We start from the raw sequence: 15,996 nt of genomic DNA on the forward strand, positions 1-15,996 counted from the left end.
GCAGGATGGGCGTATCGTTGCGATTTGGGCCGAGCCTACCCCAGGGTCGCCGGAGGAACGTCTCGGTTACCTCTCGGTAGAGATGACGTTTGCGTCCATGCGGTAGACGATGGGGAGCGGTGCACGGCCAGGTATTACCCAGGCGAAAGCCCCAACAGCGAAGGAACAGCGTGGCTTCCGGATCCGATCGCAACCCGATCATCATTGGCGGCCTGCCGAGTCAGGTCCCGGACTTCGATCCCGAAGAGACCCAGGAGTGGCTCGACTCCCTCGATGCCGCGGTCGACGAACGCGGCCGCGAGCGGGCCCGCTACCTGATGCTCCGACTGATCGAGCGGGCGCGCGAGAAGCGCGTCGCCGTGCCCGAGATGCGCAGTACGGACTACATCAACACGATCGCCACCAAGGACGAGCCGTTCTTCCCCGGCAACGAGGAAATCGAACGCAAGGTCCTGAACGCCACCCGCTGGAACGCCGCGGTCATGGTCTCCCGCGCCCAGCGCCCCGGCATCGGCGTCGGCGGCCACATCGCCACCTTCGCCTCCTCCGCCTCGCTCTACGACGTGGGCTTCAACCACTTCTTCCGCGGCAAGGACGAGGGCGACGGCGGCGACCAGATCTTCTTCCAGGGGCACGCCTCCCCCGGCATCTACGCCCGCGCCTTCCTCCTCGACCGGCTCACCGAGCAGCAGCTCGACGCGTTCCGGCAGGAGAAGTCCAAAGCGCCGCACGGCCTCTCGTCCTACCCCCACCCGCGCCTGATGCCGGACTTCTGGGAGTTCCCGACGGTCTCGATGGGCCTCGGCCCGCTCGGCGCGATCTTCCAGGCGCGGATGAACCGCTACATGGAGGCCCGCGGCATCGCCGACACCTCCAAGTCGCACGTCTGGGCCTACCTCGGCGACGGCGAGATGGACGAGCCCGAGTCGCTCGGCCAGCTCTCCATCGCCGCCCGTGAGGGCCTGGACAACCTCACCTTCGTCGTCAACTGCAACCTGCAGCGCCTCGACGGCCCGGTGCGCGGCAACGGCAAGATCATCCAGGAGCTGGAGTCGCAGTTCCGCGGCGCCGGCTGGAACGTCATCAAGCTCGTCTGGGACCGCAGCTGGGACCCGCTGCTCGCGCAGGACCGCGACGGCGTCCTGGTCAACCGGCTCAACACCACCCCGGACGGCCAGTTCCAGACGTACGCGACCGAGACCGGCTCGTACATCCGCGATCACTTCTTCGGCGACGACCACCGCCTGCGCGCCATGGTCGAGAACATGACCGACGAGCAGATCCTGCACCTGGGCCGCGGCGGCCACGACCACAAGAAGGTCTACGCGGCGTACGCGGCCGCCAAGGCCCACAAGGGCCAGCCGACCGTCATCCTGGCGCAGACGGTGAAGGGCTGGACGCTCGGCCCGAACTTCGAGGGCCGCAACGCCACGCACCAGATGAAGAAGCTCACGGTCGACGACCTCAAGGGCTTCCGCGACCGCCTGCACATCCCGATCACGGACAAGCAGCTGGAGGGCGGCGCCCCGCCGTACTACCACCCGGGCCGCGACTCCGAAGAGATCCAGTACATGCACGACCGCCGCAAGGGCCTGGGCGGCTACGTCCCGACCCGTGTGGTGCGCTCCAAGCCGCTGCAGCTCCCCGAGGACAAGACGTACGCGCCCGCGAAGAAGGGCTCCGGTCAGCAGTCGATCGCCACCACCATGGCGTTCGTCCGCATCCTGAAGGACCTCATGCGGGACAAGGAGATCGGCAAGCGCTTCGTGCTGATCGCCCCCGACGAGTACCGCACCTTCGGCATGGACGCCTTCTTCCCGAGCGCGAAGATCTACAACCCGCTCGGTCAGCAGTACGAGGCCGTGGACCGCGAACTCCTCCTGGCCTACAAGGAGTCGCCGACGGGCCAGATGCTGCACGACGGCATCTCCGAGGCGGGCTGCACGGCGTCCCTCATCGCCGCCGGTTCGGCCTACGCCACCCACGGCGAGCCGCTGATCCCGGTGTACGTCTTCTACTCGATGTTCGGTTTCCAGCGCACCGGCGACCAGTTCTGGCAGATGGCCGACCAGCTGGCGCGCGGTTTCGTCCTCGGCGCGACCGCCGGCCGCACGACGCTGACCGGTGAGGGTCTGCAGCACGCGGACGGCCACTCGCAGCTGCTCGCCTCGACGAACCCGGGCTGCGTCGCCTACGACCCCGCCTTCGGCTACGAGATCGCGCACATCGTCAAGGACGGCCTGCGCCGGATGTACGGCCCCGACAGTGAGGACGTCTTCTACTACCTCACCGTCTACAACGAGCCCATCCAGCACCCGGCCGAGCCCGCCGACGTGGACGTCGACGGCATCCTCAAGGGCATCTACCGCCTCAAGTCCGGGGAGCAGGGCGCCATTCCGGCCCAGATCCTCGCGTCCGGTGTCGCGGTGCCCTGGGCGGTCGAGGCGCAGCAGATCCTCGCCTCGGAGTGGAACGTCAAGGCGGACGTCTGGTCGGCGACCTCCTGGAACGAGCTACGCCGCGAGGCCGTGGACGTGGAGCGCCACAACCTCCTGCACCCCGAGGAGGAGCAGCGCGTCCCGTACGTGACGCAGAAGCTGTCCGGCGCCGAGGGCCCGTTCGTGGCCGTCTCCGACTGGATGCGGAGCGTCCCGGACCAGATCTCCCGCTGGGTGCCCGGCACGTACCAGTCACTGGGTGCGGACGGCTTCGGCTTCGCCGACACCCGCGGTGCGGCCCGCCGCTTCTTCCACATCGACGCGCAGTCGATCGTGGTGGGCGTGCTGACCGAGCTGGCCCGTGAGGGCAAGGTCGACCGCTCCGTGCTGAAGCAGGCGATCGACCGCTACCAGCTGCTCGACGTCACGGCAGCGGATCCGGGTGCGGCCGGAGGCGACGCGTAGCCTCCGGACGTTCCGGGTCACTTTCGAGTGGCGCTCCGGGGCACTTACGAGTGGCTCCCGAAGGGCGGTGGGACTTGGTTCCCGCCGCCCTTCGGCGTTCTCCGCCTCATCGCTCCCAGACCTTGAAGGCCCTTACGCGATACGGCGATTGGGGCGCCCAGGTGCCGCTGCCCGGGTAGGTGTTGAACTCCGCGGTCTCGTCGCACTCCGCCGACTGGTACGTGGTGACCGGGCGTCCGGTGCGGTTCGCGAGGGACTGCGCGCTGCTCCCCTCCGGCAGCGCGGTGCAGCTCTCGATGTCGATGTCCTTCAGTTCGTATACGTGGCGGGCGCCCTTGAACCCAGCCTTCCCCCAGAGGCAGAGCTCGCCGGCCTCGCAGCCGCGCAGCGTCGGCGGGGCGGTGGCCCCGGCGTGCGCGGGTGTGAGGAGGACCGCGGCGAGCGAGACAGCGGTGACGGTCGTGAGCACGGTCGTACGCATGGTGTTCAACCCCCGTGTGGTGCGGCGCAGTTGGCAGGTTCGTGCCCGGCGTCTGCGCCGTGCGGATCTTCTGCCTGAACTGTGGACCCGGTGGCCGTGCCGCCGGAAGGGGTACGGACGCGCCTCACCCTGATAGGCGAAAGCCCCCCAGGTTGTCCCTGAGGGGCTTTCCCCGAGACGGGCGCCGAGACCGATGTCCCCGGGGGTTTTCGGAGCGGCTCGGGCTCCGATTCTCAGATGTGGCCGACACCCGTGCCGGTTCTCAGATGTGGCCGACGCCCGCGCCCGCCTCGGCGTTGACGCCCCGCTTGGTCAGGAAGGCGACGAAGACCGCGACCACCGCGACTCCGGTGGCGACCAGGCAGGCCATGCTCATGCCGGACATGAAGGTGTCGTGCGCGACCGAGGTGATCTGGTCGGCGAGCGACGGCGGAGCCTTCGGCGGTACCGGTGCCACACCGACCTGGACGGCCTCCGCGGCCTTGTCGAGCTGGGCCTCGCTCATCGGCGGGAGCTTCGCCTCGGCCCAGTTGTCGGGCAGGTCGCTGTCGACCTTCGAGGCCATGACGGCACCGAGCACGGCCGTGCCGAGGCTGCCGCCGATCTGCATCGCGGCCTGCTGGAGGCCACCGGCGACACCGGACAGCTCCATCGGCGCGTTGCCCACGATGACCTCGGTCGCGCCGACCATCACCGGGGCGAGGCCGAGACCGAGGAGCGCGAACCAGAGCGACATGAGACCGCTGCCGGTGCCCGCCTCCAGCGTGGACATGCCGTACATGGCGACGGCGGTGCAGAGCATGCCGCCCGCCAGCGGAATGCGCGGCCCCACCTTGGTGATCATCGCGCCCGCCAGCGGCGAGCCGACGATCATCATGCCGGTGAGGGGCAGCAGGTGCAGACCGCTGTCGACGGGGCTCATCCCGTGCACGTTCTGCAGGTAGAAGGTGACGAAGAAGAGTCCGCCCATGAAGGCGATGGCCATGAGGACCATCAGGACCACACCGGCGGACAGCGGCACGGAGCGGAACAGCGCCAGCGGGATGAGCGGTTCCTTGACCTTCGACTCCCAGAGCGCGAAGAGCACGAAGCTCGCCACGGAGACGACGATGAACGTCCAGGTCATGCCGTCGCCCCAGCCCCACTCCGGGGCCTTGATGAGCGCCCAGACCAGGCAGAACATGGCCGCGGAGAGCAGCACGATGCCGACCACGTCGAAGGACCTGGGGGCGTTCTCCGCGCGGTGGTCCTTGAGGATGAGCACACCGAGCACGACGGCGATGATGCCGACCGGCACGTTGATGAAGAAGACGGACTGCCAGCTGACGTGCTGGACGAGGAGACCGCCGAGGATCGGGCCACCGGCCGTCGAGGCGCCGATCACCATGCCCCAGATGCCGATGGCCATGTTGAGCTTCTCGGCCGGGAACGTGGCCCGCAGGAGGCCCAGCGCGGCCGGCATCAGCAGGGCGCCGAAGAGGCCCTGGAGCACGCGGAAGGTGACCACCAGGGCGATGCTGTCGGACAGGCCGATGGCCCCGGAGGCGGCGGCGAAGCCGACCACGCCTATGAGAAAGGTCTGGCGGTGGCCGAAGCGGTCGCCCAGCTTGCCCGCGGTGATCAGCGCGACGGCGAGGGCGAGGAAGTAGCCGTTGGTGATCCACTGGACGTCCGCGAACGTGGCGCCGAGGTCCTTCTGGATGGCCGGGTTGGCGATCGCCACGATAGTGCCGTCAAGGGCCACCATCATCACGCCGATGGCGACGGCGAAGAGCGTCAGCCAGGGGTGGCCGCGGAGCCCCTTGGCCGGGGTCGGCACGGACGCGGGCTCCGGCGCCTTGTCCGCCTTGTCGACGGTGGTCTGACTAGTCATGCGATGAGGTTAGTGACAGCGACTGACAGTTGACAAACCATTTCACAAGTCGGTAACTGTCACGTAGCTCACAGGTATGGTGAACTGGGCAAACGGCAGGAAAGAGGACCAAGGTGTGACGACCACGCAGCGAGCGACGGCCCCCGCGACAGCATCGACCGAGCCCCCCGAGGGCCCCGTCGAGGGCATCCCCGCCAGGCCGGGGCTGCGCGAGCGCAAGAAGCAGCGCACCCGGGACGCGCTCCTCCGCGTGGCGCTCGAACTGTTCACCACCAAGGGGTACGAGGAGACGACCGTCGACGAGATCGCCGAAGCGGTCGACGTCTCCCAGCGCACGTTCTTCCGATACTTCGCCAACAAGCAGGAGGCCGTTTTCGCCGTCCAGGAGATGGTGGAGGCGCGGTTCGTCCAGGCGGTGCGCGACCGCCCCGCCCCCGAGAGCCCGCTGATGGCTCTGCGCGGCGCCGTCCTCGGCACCTGGGAGGCGATGGGCCAGTCCATCGAGGAGGTCGTGCCGGTCGAACTCCACATGCGCACCTACCGGATGATCGAGTCGACACCCACCCTGCTCGCCGCCCACCTGCGCCGCTCCATCGAGATGGAGGACGAGGTCGCGCGCGTGATCGCCGAACGGGAAGGGGTGGACCTGGAGACCGACCCACGCCCGCGCGTGGCGGTGGCCGCGTTCAGTGGCGTCATGCGCGTCACGGGACGCCTCTGGGGCGCGGGCGGGGACATCACCCCCGAGTCCATCCGCGCCCTCACGGAGCGGTATCTGGACCATCTGGGGCCCGCACTGGCCGAGGGCTGGCGAACAGAGCCTCCAGAGTCGACTTCCTGATCGAGTGCCGCTCGCCGACTTGATCGAGCGCCGCTCGCCCGCGGGATCGATCGGTTCAACCTGCGGAATCCGCCGGATCAACCCGCAGGATCCGCCGGAGCGTTGAGCGAGATCACGTGCACCCCGAGTGACACCCATGGCGCCGCCCGGCGCGTCACCGTTACCTACGGAGGGTGACGGACGGTTCAAGATGTGCCTGTTTTGCCTCAATTACCCTTACGGAAACGTGATCTGCCTCACGCGATGCACGGTATGCATCACGATTCTCCTAGGGTGTCCCGTAGTGACTTCCTTCGACTCTTCCCCTCAACTCAACGTCTGGCGCGCTCTGCTCGCGCTGGCCGTCGTGTTCGTCATGCTGGCGACCACCGGCTGGACCGCGGTGCGCCACAACAGGGGCGACGCGTCGCCCCTGAACGCCGCACTCGCCGCCTGGGAGCGGGGGAGCATAGACGGACGGGCCCTGCCCGACCCCGACGCGCCCGCCGCCCGCCTCGCCCACTTCTTCGCGACGCTCGACGCGAAGCAGCAGAGCAGGCTGGCCACGCGCTACCCGCTGGCGGTCGGCAACATGAACGGCGCGCCCGCCACGCTGCGCTATCGCGCGAACCACATCGCCCTGGGGCAGGCCCGCAAGGTCGAGCGTCAACGCATGCACGACAAACGCCTCTCCCCTTTGGGGCAGCAGGAGGCCGAGCGCAGGATGAAGCGGTTCGGGGTGATGATGCGCCCCGGGCGCCAGGTCATCTCCTTCGACCCCATGGGGTCCGGGCGCATGGCCGAGGTCTTCGGAGACCTCGACAAGGCCCGCCGCGTCTCGGTCGTCGTACCCGGTGTGGACACCAATGTGCTGACCTTCGAGCGGACGTTCCGCAAGTACTCGGCGCCCGTCGGCATGGCGAAGTCGCTGTACCGCGCGGAGCGCTCGGCGAACCCGCACACGCGTACCGCGGTGATCGCCTGGGCCGACTACACCGCACCCGTCGGGATCGGCGTGGACGCGGCGACCGTGATGCGCGCCGAGGACGGGGCGACGCGCCTGGAGTCGATGGTGCGCGGCCTGCCCGGACGCACTCCGGTCGCGCTGTACTGCCACAGCTACGGCTCCGTGGTGTGCGGTGTGGCCGCCCGCAAACTGCCGCCCCGGGTCACCGACATCGCGGTGGCGGGCAGCCCCGGCATGCGCGCCGACTCGGCGTCCCAGCTGGGCACGGGGGCCCGGATCTGGGCCACGCGGGACAACGACGACTGGATCCAGGACGTGCCGAACATGGAGATCGGCGGGCTCGGCCACGGCGCCGACCCGGTGGCCGCGGGCTTCGGCGCGCGCGTGTTCTCCGCGGCCGGCGCACACGGACACACCGGCTATTTCGAGCCGGGCACGGAGAGCCTGCGCAACTTCGCAGAGATCGGCACGGGTTCGTACCACGGGGTGCGATGCGCGAGCGACGGCGGTGCCTGCCGGAAGGGTATTTCCGGCGAGGCAGCGGCCTGACGCGCGTAGAAATCGATGAAACAGCGGCACGCCGCAGGAGGGACGGGGGCGCGCGTGCCGCCTACGATGAGCTGCATGGGTGACGTACTGGCCGGATTTCATGCCGCCTGGGAGTTCGAGTCCGACTCCGTGCTCATCCGCTTCGAACGGGGAATCCGCACGCCGAAGCTCTTCCAGGCTCTCGGTGAACGGCGCATCCCGCATGAGGCGATCGCGGCGGTGACGCTCTCCCCGGGCAAACGCGGGACCGTGGTCCTGCATGCCGTGCCGAGACCGGGCGCCGATCCCCTGATGGAGGCGGCGGCCGGGCAGCTCAAGGAGGGCAGCGACCCGTACCGACTGGTGCTGCCCGCCGAGCGGGAGACGCTCGCCGAGTACTACGCGGACGAGCTGCGGGCACAGCTCGCCCCGGACGCCGACCAACCGGCGGAACGCCATCTGGTGGCCGCTCCCGAGGCGCCCCAGCAGTTCAAGGCGTACGACGGGAAGGCGTCCTTCGACGGCAAGCTGGTGGCCTTCCGCTGGTTCTGGACGGGCGCCTCGTCGGCGAAGTGGAAGGCCGGCGACCAGAGCTTCCCCGTCAGCGACCTGTGCGGCATCGAATGGCGCTCCCCCGAGGTGTTCGAGGGCCATCTGCGGCTGCTGCGCCGCGAGACGCCCGTCGCGCAGCCCGCCCAGGCCGACCAGGACCCGGCGGCCGTCGTCTTCGGCCTCGGCTACGGCCCCGTCCACGAGTCTCTGCCGTTCGCGGCGTCCGTCCTCGCCGCGGTGCGGGCCTCGGGTCCCGCCCCGCTCTCCGATGCCGTCGGCACCGGCTCTCCCGTCGTGGCCACGGCCGTGCGCCGCGATCCGGCGGACATCGCGGACCGCATCCGGCACCTGGGCGAACTGCACCAGGCGGGACTGCTCACGGACGAGGAGTTCACGACGAAGAAGACCGAGCTGCTCGCGGAGCTGTGAGCAGGCGGGGCGCCGGAGCTCGGGGCAGGCAGGCCGCCCGAAGCTCGGGGCAGGCGGGGCGCCGGGAGATGTGCGTGCGTGATACCAGGGTATGAGGTGCGTTCCGGCTCCCCGGTATGACGTCACGGCGGCGTCTTCGCGCCTACGCTGATCAGGCCATGAGCAGCACATCGATACCGCCCGACCAAGATCCCCGTCGTCCGGCGTCCGAGCCGGACGGACGCCCGGGCGCCCTCCGTCGCGCCGCCACGGCGGTCCGCGACGGCCTGCGCACCGCATGGACCGCGCTGTCGGAATCCTCGGCCCCCGCCGAGCCCCTGCTCGCGCGCTCCCCCAGGCCGTGGGTGCGCAGACTGCCGCTGATCATCGCGGCCTGCTTCGTCGTCGTCCTCATTCCCGTCACCGTCCAGGTCCTGACGAACGACTACGGGGTCGACGGCGGCGTGGCCGGAGCCCTGGGCGTCGCCCAGACCGTGCCCCTGCTCCTCGCGGTCTTCCGGCCGCTCCCGGCGTGGTGGATCGTCATCGTCGCGGACATCCTCGGCGGCGTCGCGACGCTGGCCGCCGACCCCGGCAGGCCCGCCCCCTGGACCCCCATGATCGTCGTGGGATACGTGGTCCTCTGCTGCGCGCTGTCCCTGCGGGAGAGCCGCCGCACCCTCCTCGGGATCTGGCTGGTCACCGTGGTCGCCGGAGTGGTCCTCGGGATGTTCCGCGGCGAGGGCAGCCAGGACACCGGCGTGCTCCTGACCGTACTGAGCGGTGTCGTGCTGCTGCTGGGCGCGCTCCTGCGCGAGCGCGGCGACGCCCGGCGCAGGCTGATGGAACAGGAGACCATCAGCGAGTCCGAGCGCGCCCAGCGCACCCTCCTGGAGGAACGCGCGCGCATCGCCCGCGAGTTGCACGACGTCGTCGCCCACCACATGTCGGTCATCACCGTCCAGGCCGACTCCGCGCCCTACCGCCTCACCGGCCTGCCCGCCGCGGCACGCGCGGAGTTCGGGAGCATAGCGGCGAGCGCCCGGGAGTCCCTCACCGAGATGCGGCGGCTGCTCGCGGTGCTGCGCAGCGAGGGGGTGGACGGCGAGCGCGCACCCCAGCCGGGACTCGACAGGCTGCCCCACCTGATCGAGGCCACCGTGCGGGCCGGCATACCGGTCGATTTCTCGCGCCCTGAGCTGGCGATCCTGCAGGAACTGGCCGAGGTGACCCCGGCCGTGGACCTGTCCGCCTACCGCATCGTCCAGGAAGCCCTGTCGAACGTGATGCGTCACGCGCCGGGCGCACCCACCCACATCACCCTGACCCTGGACCCGGATCACCTGCTGATCCTCGTCGTCAACGGCCCGTCGACCGAGCCGCCCGGCCTGCTGGAGGGCAGCGGCACGGGGCACGGACTCGTCGGCATGCGCGAGCGCGTACGGTTGGTCGGCGGCACGGTCGACGTCGGTCCGCTGCCCGACGGCGGGTTCCGTGTGGCCGCCCGCCTCCCTCTCATCCCGAAGGACTCCGGCACCGCATGACCATCCGCGTGATCATCGTCGACGACCAGGCCATGGTGCGCGCGGGGTTCGCCGCGCTGCTCAACGCGCAGAGCGACATCGACGTCGTGGGCCAGGCGCCCGACGGCAAGCAGGGCATCGAGGTCAGCCGCAGCACCCACCCCGACGTCGTGCTGATGGACGTCCGCATGCCGGAGCTGGACGGACTCGCCGCGGCCCGCGCCCTGTTGGACCCGCCTCCGGGTGTGGTGCACCGGCCGAAGGTGCTGATGCTGACCACCTTCGACGTGGACGACTACGTGTACGAGGCGCTGCGTGCCGGAGCCTCCGGGTTCCTGCTGAAGGACGCGCCGCCCGCCGACCTCATCTCGGCCGTTCGTGTCGTGGCGGGCGGCGAGGCCCTGCTCGCGCCCTCGGTGACCCGCCGTCTGATCGCGGACTTCGCCAAGCAGCGGACGACTCCGCGCAACGACGAGTCCCTCCGGCTCAACGGACTGACCCCGCGTGAGACCGAGGTACTGGTCCTGATCGCCCGCGGGCTGTCCAACCAGGAGATCGCCGATCGCCTGGTGCTCGCCGAGCAGACCGTGAAGACCCATATCGGGCGTGTGCTCAGCAAGTTGGACCTGCGGGACCGCGCCCAGGCCGTGATCTTCGCCTACGAATCGGGGCTGGTCTCCCCCGGCGAGTCATAGCCCACCCCCTACCTCGGTATCACCCCGGCATACCCCGGTATCACTCGAGAGTTGGCTCCTCGGTGTGACGTGCCGCGACCCACCGTCTTCCTACCTTTCGCTTCGTCAGGCCACAGCGCGCCACGAAGCGGGGAGGAAGACGAGCCATGGGGTTTCGGTCCTGGAGAGCACGGAGCAGGAGGGCGCTCGTCGCCGCCGCGCTCATGACGACGATCGTCACCGGCACGGCGGGCTGGGCCATCGGCAGTGAGCAGCAGCCGCTCACGGGCCCGCCGCCCGGCACGAGTTCCTGGCGTGCGGACCACTCGGCGGGTCTGACACTGCCGGACCCCAAGACCGCGAGCCCCGACCGGATCGCCGCCTTCTTCGACTCGCTGGACCAGGACCGGCGGGAGCGGCTGGTGGCCCGGCATCCCTCCGTCGTCGGCAATCTGGACGGTGCCCCCACCGCTCTGCGCTTCGAGGCCAACTCCCGCTACCTGCGCGCCGAGCGCGCCCGCGAGCAGGCCAGGGCGACCGACCCCGACCTCACGCTGCAGGACCACGAGCGGGCCCGTTCCCTGATCGACCGCTACGACGAACTGCTGACGCCGGGGCGGCAGATACTGGCGTTCGATCCGCGAGGCCGCGGCCAAGTCGCCGAGGTGTACGGGGATCTGGCGACCGCCGAGCACGTGTCCGTCGTCGTGCCCGGTTCCGACATCGACCTGAGCACCTTCGACCGCGCCACCGACCGGTACGGAACACCGGCAGGCATGGGCCACGCCCTGCGGGCGGCGACGGGCCCGCGCACCGCCGTGATCGCCTGGGTGGGGTATACGACGCCGGTCGGCCTCGGCCCCGACGCCGCGACGGGCCGGCTGGCCGAGGCCGGCGCCCCGCGTCTCGTGCGCTTCGCGCAGGGTCTGACGGCCTCCGGCACCCCGCGGCCCGCCGTGTTCTGCCACAGCTACGGCTCGGTGGTCTGCGGCCTGGCCGCCTCCCGGCTGCCGGCGGCCGACCTCGTGGTGCTCGGCTCCCCCGGCATGCGGGCGGACAGCGTCGCCGACCTGCACACCACCGCCCGCGTCTGGGCCGCCAAGGACGACAGCGACTGGATCGACAAGGTGCCGAGCGTCGAGCTGTTCGGCCTCGGCCACGGCGAGGACCCGGCCGAGCCCGGCTTCGGCGCCCGCCGCATCCCCGCCGAGCGGGCCGAGGGCCACACCGGCTACTTCGCCCCCGGCACCGACTCCCTGCGTGCCTTCGCCCGCATCGCCGACGGAGCCGGCACCTCCGACCGCAACCGACCGACCGGAGCACGGACATGAGCCACCGGAGCCGGGAGACGACCCGGCCGACCCTGACCCCGACGAACATCCTGACCCCGAGGAACATCCTGGCCCCGGTGACGTCCCTGCGCGGGACGCTGCACCGCGCGGCGTCGGCGGTGGACGCCAGGACCCCCGCCCACCGCGACCGGGCCGTGGACGGGCTGCGTGCCCTCGCCCTGCTGGCCGTGCCGACCGGGCACTGGCTGCTCGGCGGCTTCGACCTCGACTCCGGCGGCGCGCTCCACAACGCGAGCCCGTTGGCGTCGTTCGGCTTCTTCGCCCCGCTCAGCTGGGTGCTGCAGATGCTGGGCATCTTCTTCCTCGTCGGGGGCTATGCCTCCACCCTGTCGTACCGCCGGGCCGTGGCGCGCGGCGAGTCGAGGGGCGGCTGGCTGCGCGGTCGCCTCGCCCGGCTCGGCCGGCCGGTCCTCGGCGTCACGGCGGTGTGGGCGGCACTGATCCCGACGCTGTACGGACTGGGGGTGCCCGGCACGACACTGCACACGGCGTCGACCCTGGTGATCCAACCCCTGTGGTTCGTGGGCGTCTACACCGTGATCACGGCGCTCACGCCCTGGTGCATCCGTGCGGCGGAGCGGTGGCGGGCCTGGACGGCGGTGCCGTTGCTCGGGTCCGTGGCCGTCGTCGACTTCCTGCGCTACGGGCCGTTCGCGGAGGCCGTGCCGTCCTGGCTGAGCCTGCTGAACCTGCTGCCGGGCTGGCTGTTCGCCTATCAACTGGGCGTCTGCTGGAGCGAGAAGAAGCTGGGCAGGCGCGGCGCGTGGCTGCTCCTCGCCGGAGGGACGGCCCTGTTCACCGCGCTGCTCCTCCTCTTCCACTACCCGTCGTCGATGGTCGGGGTCCCGGGCGAGGCCCGGACCAACTCGCATCCGCCGTCGCTCCTGGTCCTGGCCCTCGCCGCCGCGCAGAGCGGCGCGGCGATCCTGCTGCGGGACCGCATCGGCAGGCTGTTGCGCCGCCCCGCCCTGTGGGCGCCGGTCGTCGTCATCAACCTCTCGGCGATGACGATCCTGTGCTGGCATCAGACGGCGTTGCTCACCGCGGCGATACCCGGCTCGTTCCTCGGCGCGGTGCCGGGGCTGACGACGAGCCCGGACACGCTCGGCTGGATCGCCGCGCGCGTCGCCTGGCTCCCGGTCCTCGCCGGTCTGCTGGTGCTGACCGGCCGGTACGCCCGCCGGTTCGAGGCTCCGTGGCAGCGCACGCCCCGGTCCCGACGGGCGCTCGCCGGGCTCCTGGCCGCCGGCTTCGCGGTCTTCGCCCTGGGCCTGGCCTGAGGCGCCGGAGCCGGCAACGGCCCTTACTCGCGGCCCGCCGAGGTGAAGGTCATGTCGGCGTAGCGGTCGCCCGAGACGGCGTCGGCGATCGGCGCGAGCAGGGCGAGGTCGTCGGCGGTGAGGGTGATGCGGGTGGCCGCGGTGTTCTCCTCGATGCGGGAGGGCTTGCGGGTGCCGGGGATCGGGACGACGGGCAGGTCGAAGGCCGTGGCCTGCTGCTGGATCCAGGCCAGGGCGACCTGCCCGAGGCTCGCTCCGTGGGTGTCGGCGACGGCACGGACGGAGTCCAGGAGCGCGGCGTTGGCGGAGGCGTTGGTGCCGGTGAAGCGGGGCTGCTGGCGTCGGAAGTCGTCCTCGGTGAGCTCCTTCTCGGCGCTGACGAACGATCCGGTGAGGAAGCCGCGACCGAGCGGCGAGTAGGGCACGAGGGCCACACCGAGCTCGGCGGCGGTGGGGACCACGGCGCGCTCGACGTCACGGCTGAAGAGCGACCACTCCGACTGGACGGCGGCGATGGGGTGGACGGCGTGCGCCGCCCGCAGCTCGGGACCGGTGACCTCGCTCAGGCCGAGGTGCTTGACCTTGCCCGCGGCGACGAGCTCGGCCATCACGCCCACCGTCTCCTCGATGGGGACGGCCGGGTCGCGGCGGTGCATGTAGTAGAGGTCGATGACGTCCGTGCCGAGGCGGCGCAGGCTGGCGTCGACGCAGGTGCGGATGTAGTCGGGAGAGTTGTCGATGCGCCGCTTCGTCGGGTCGGCCGTGGGGACGCCGAGGGCGAACTTGGTGGCGAGGACGACCTCGTCGCGGTGTGCCTTGAGGAAGGGGGCAAGGAACTTCTCGTTCTCGCCCATGCCGTAGACGTCGGCGGTGTCGTAGAGGGTGACGCCCAGTTCGAGGGCGCGTTCCAGGGTGGCCCTGGCCTGGTCGGTGTCCGTGGGGCCGTAGGAGGCGGACATGCCCATGCAGCCGAGGCCCTGGATGCCGACCTCGGGCCCGCCGTCGCCGAGGCGCGTGGTCGCCAGACGCTCGCCGGACCCGGTCGGCGCGGCGGACACGGCGGACACGGCGGAGTCGGGGGAAGAGGACGGTGTGGGGATGTTCGCGTGGGTGTGGTCAGCCGTCATCGGTGTCAGGGCCTCTCTGACGCCCTGCGGGCGCCCGCATAGGTGTCGATCTTGTGGTCGAGGACGGCGAGGGTGTCCTGCAGCTCCGCGATGCGGCCGCGGACGTCGCGCCGGGTCGCCTCCAGGAGTTCCTGGCGCTCGGCGAAGGTGTGCTCGCCCTCGCGCACGAGTTCCGCGTAGCGGACCATGTCCGCGACCGGCATTCCCGTCAGGCGCAGCTTGCCGACGAAGGCGAGCCAGTCCAGGTCGCGGTTGCGGTAGCGGCGCTGGCCCGTGTGGGAGCGGTCGATGTGCGGCATGAGGCCGATCCGCTCGTACCACCGCAGGGTGTAGGCGGTCAGGCCGGTGCAGGCGGCGACTTCACTGATCGTGTAGTGGTCCTGACCGGTCGGCCTCGGAGGTCCTGCGGGTGCCGAGGCACAGGGGTCGGCCCCGGAGGCGGGGCGGGCTGGTGCGGTCCTGGTCTCCATCACCGTCATGACGCACACGCTAGAACCTTGGAGTGCACTCCAAGCAAGGGGATTCCGGCGGAGAGGAGGAGCGGGCCGGGCAAGGAGCGGGGAGCCGTGGGACCGCGCGGCCACGGACCCCTCGGTGCGCCCACCCCGGTGGGGCGCTTAGGCTCGGGGCATGCAGAGCCTGGCGTTGATCGATAACTGGCCGGTCCCCACCGCCGCCGCGGCGGTCGTCCGAGCGGACGGCACCGTCGTGGGGACGCACGGCCCCACGGACCGGCGTTTCGCCCTCGCCTCGGTCACCAAACTCCTCGCGGCGTACGGGGCGCTCGTCGCGTACGAGGAGGGGGCGATCGAGCTCGACGAGCCCGCCGGGCCCGAGGGTTCGACGGTACGGCACCTGCTCGCGCACACCAGCGGGCTGGCGTTCGACGAGCACCGGGTGACGTCGGAGCCGGGGGTGCGGCGGCTGTACTCGAACGCGGGGTTCGAGGTGCTCGGCGATCACATCGCCAAGGCGACGGACATTCCCTTCGCCGAGTACCTGCGCCAGGCGGTCCTCGAGCCGCTGGGCATGTCCTCCACCGCGCTCGAAGGTGACCTCTCGCCCGCCAAGGACGGGGTGTCGACGGTCGACGACCTGGTGCGGTTCGCCGCCGAGGTGCAGGCGCCGCGGCTGCTCGACGCGCGGACGGTGGCGGCGGCGATGACCGTGACGTACCCGGGGCTGAAGGGTGTCCTGCCGGGGTACGGGCACCAGAACCCCAACGACTGGGGGCTCGGGTTCGAGATCCGGGACTCCAAGGCGCCGCACTGGACGGGGAGTTCGTCCTCGCCGCGGACGTTCGGGCACTTCGGGCAGGCGGGCACGTTCCTGTGGGTCGATCCGGACGCCGGGGCGGCCTGTGTCGCGCTCACCGACCGGCCCTTCGGGCCGTGGGCGGCCGAGGTGTGGCCGCCGTTCACCGATGCGGTGCTCGGCGAGCTCCGCGGCTGACGCGCCCGCCGCATCCCGCAGCGCCCCTTGTCCCGCCGCGCCCCGTGCCGGGCGCC

Annotated in this window: 13 protein-coding genes; 9 read left to right on the forward strand and 4 right to left on the reverse strand. The window is 71.0% G+C overall.

Going from position 1 to position 15,996, the window contains the following annotated elements:
- The first annotated feature begins 170 nt into the window (after window positions 1-170).
- A complete protein-coding gene (gene aceE / locus ACFYXE_RS13420; protein WP_389312011.1) occupies window positions 171-2,903 on the forward strand; it encodes a pyruvate dehydrogenase (acetyl-transferring), homodimeric type in 2,733 nt (910 codons plus the stop codon).
- Between the two features lie 106 nt (window positions 2,904-3,009).
- Here the strand turns inward: aceE and ACFYXE_RS13425 are convergent, their stop codons facing one another.
- Both ACFYXE_RS13425 and ACFYXE_RS13430 read right to left on the reverse strand, forming a co-directional pair.
- On the reverse strand, window positions 3,010-3,384 hold the full coding sequence (locus ACFYXE_RS13425; RefSeq protein ID WP_361166391.1) for a peptidase inhibitor family I36 protein: 375 nt from the start codon (window positions 3,382-3,384) through the stop codon (window positions 3,010-3,012).
- Window positions 3,385-3,646: 262 nt separating this feature from the next.
- Window positions 3,647-5,257, reverse strand: coding sequence for an MFS transporter (locus ACFYXE_RS13430; RefSeq protein ID WP_389312013.1), 1,611 nt, complete (start codon window positions 5,255-5,257; stop codon window positions 3,647-3,649).
- 205 nt (window positions 5,258-5,462) lie between these two features.
- Here ACFYXE_RS13430 and ACFYXE_RS13435 point away from each other — a divergent pair, with 205 nt between their 5' ends.
- The 7 genes from ACFYXE_RS13435 to ACFYXE_RS13465 all read left to right on the forward strand — a co-directional run bounded on the left by ACFYXE_RS13435 (window position 5,463) and on the right by ACFYXE_RS13465 (window position 13,361).
- On the forward strand, window positions 5,463-6,098 hold the full coding sequence (locus tag ACFYXE_RS13435; protein ID WP_361166478.1) for a TetR family transcriptional regulator: 636 nt from the start codon (window positions 5,463-5,465) through the stop codon (window positions 6,096-6,098).
- Between the two features lie 283 nt (window positions 6,099-6,381).
- Window positions 6,382-7,593, forward strand: coding sequence for an alpha/beta hydrolase (locus tag ACFYXE_RS13440; RefSeq protein ID WP_389312014.1), 1,212 nt, complete (start codon window positions 6,382-6,384; stop codon window positions 7,591-7,593).
- A 75-nt stretch (window positions 7,594-7,668) separates the two neighbouring features.
- Entirely contained in the window at window positions 7,669-8,553 is an 885-nt protein-coding gene (locus ACFYXE_RS13445) for a DUF4429 domain-containing protein (protein ID WP_361166399.1), read from the forward strand.
- A 158-nt stretch (window positions 8,554-8,711) separates the two neighbouring features.
- The gene (locus ACFYXE_RS13450) at window positions 8,712-10,076 is read left to right on the forward strand and encodes a sensor histidine kinase (RefSeq protein WP_389312017.1); all 1,365 of its coding nucleotides are present in this window, start codon (window positions 8,712-8,714) and stop codon (window positions 10,074-10,076) included.
- Window positions 10,073-10,750: a response regulator transcription factor gene (locus tag ACFYXE_RS13455; protein WP_361166405.1), complete on the forward strand. Its 678-nt coding sequence runs from the start codon at window positions 10,073-10,075 to the stop codon at window positions 10,748-10,750. The genes ACFYXE_RS13450 and ACFYXE_RS13455 overlap by 4 nt, the downstream gene beginning before the upstream one ends.
- Before the next feature lie 146 nt (window positions 10,751-10,896).
- Window positions 10,897-12,060 carry an alpha/beta hydrolase gene (locus ACFYXE_RS13460; protein WP_389312019.1) on the forward strand — a complete coding sequence of 388 codons (1,164 nt, stop codon included), beginning with the start codon at window positions 10,897-10,899 and terminating at the stop codon, window positions 12,058-12,060.
- A complete protein-coding gene (locus ACFYXE_RS13465) occupies window positions 12,057-13,361 on the forward strand; it encodes an acyltransferase (protein ID WP_389312021.1) in 1,305 nt (434 codons plus the stop codon). The genes ACFYXE_RS13460 and ACFYXE_RS13465 overlap by 4 nt, the downstream gene beginning before the upstream one ends.
- Before the next feature lie 23 nt (window positions 13,362-13,384).
- On the opposite strand, the gene ACFYXE_RS13470 is transcribed toward ACFYXE_RS13465, so the two are convergent.
- Together ACFYXE_RS13470 and ACFYXE_RS13475 are read right to left on the reverse strand one after the other, a co-directional pair.
- Window positions 13,385-14,488, reverse strand: a complete 1,104-nt coding sequence (locus ACFYXE_RS13470) for an aldo/keto reductase (protein WP_389312023.1) — start codon at window positions 14,486-14,488, stop codon at window positions 13,385-13,387.
- Window positions 14,489-14,493: 5 nt separating this feature from the next.
- Window positions 14,494-14,967 carry a MerR family transcriptional regulator gene (locus ACFYXE_RS13475; protein WP_389312025.1) on the reverse strand — a complete coding sequence of 158 codons (474 nt, stop codon included), beginning with the start codon at window positions 14,965-14,967 and terminating at the stop codon, window positions 14,494-14,496.
- A 151-nt stretch (window positions 14,968-15,118) separates the two neighbouring features.
- Between ACFYXE_RS13475 and ACFYXE_RS13480 the strand changes: the two genes are divergently transcribed.
- A complete protein-coding gene (locus ACFYXE_RS13480; RefSeq protein WP_389312027.1) occupies window positions 15,119-15,940 on the forward strand; it encodes a serine hydrolase domain-containing protein in 822 nt (273 codons plus the stop codon).
- Window positions 15,941-15,996: the final 56 nt, after the last annotated feature.

Origin of the sequence: Streptomyces sp. NPDC002564 (genome assembly GCF_042889645.1) — a bacterium.
GTDB lineage: Bacteria > Actinomycetota > Actinomycetes > Streptomycetales > Streptomycetaceae > Streptomyces.

Coding starts and splice junctions, on each gene's coding strand:
- ACFYXE_RS13425 (WP_361166391.1), bottom strand. CDS start 3,384: ATGCGTACGACCGTGCTCACGACCGTCACCGCTGTCTCGCTCGCCGCG.
- ACFYXE_RS13430 (WP_389312013.1), bottom strand. CDS start 5,257: ATGACTAGTCAGACCACCGTCGACAAGGCGGACAAGGCGCCGGAGCCC.
- ACFYXE_RS13445 (WP_361166399.1), top strand. CDS start 7,669: ATGGGTGACGTACTGGCCGGATTTCATGCCGCCTGGGAGTTCGAGTCC.
- ACFYXE_RS13450 (WP_389312017.1), top strand. CDS start 8,712: ATGAGCAGCACATCGATACCGCCCGACCAAGATCCCCGTCGTCCGGCG.
- ACFYXE_RS13455 (WP_361166405.1), top strand. CDS start 10,073: ATGACCATCCGCGTGATCATCGTCGACGACCAGGCCATGGTGCGCGCG.
- ACFYXE_RS13460 (WP_389312019.1), top strand. CDS start 10,897: ATGGGGTTTCGGTCCTGGAGAGCACGGAGCAGGAGGGCGCTCGTCGCC.
- ACFYXE_RS13465 (WP_389312021.1), top strand. CDS start 12,057: ATGAGCCACCGGAGCCGGGAGACGACCCGGCCGACCCTGACCCCGACG.
- ACFYXE_RS13470 (WP_389312023.1), bottom strand. CDS start 14,488: ATGACGGCTGACCACACCCACGCGAACATCCCCACACCGTCCTCTTCC.
- ACFYXE_RS13475 (WP_389312025.1), bottom strand. CDS start 14,967: ATGACGGTGATGGAGACCAGGACCGCACCAGCCCGCCCCGCCTCCGGG.
- ACFYXE_RS13480 (WP_389312027.1), top strand. CDS start 15,119: ATGCAGAGCCTGGCGTTGATCGATAACTGGCCGGTCCCCACCGCCGCC.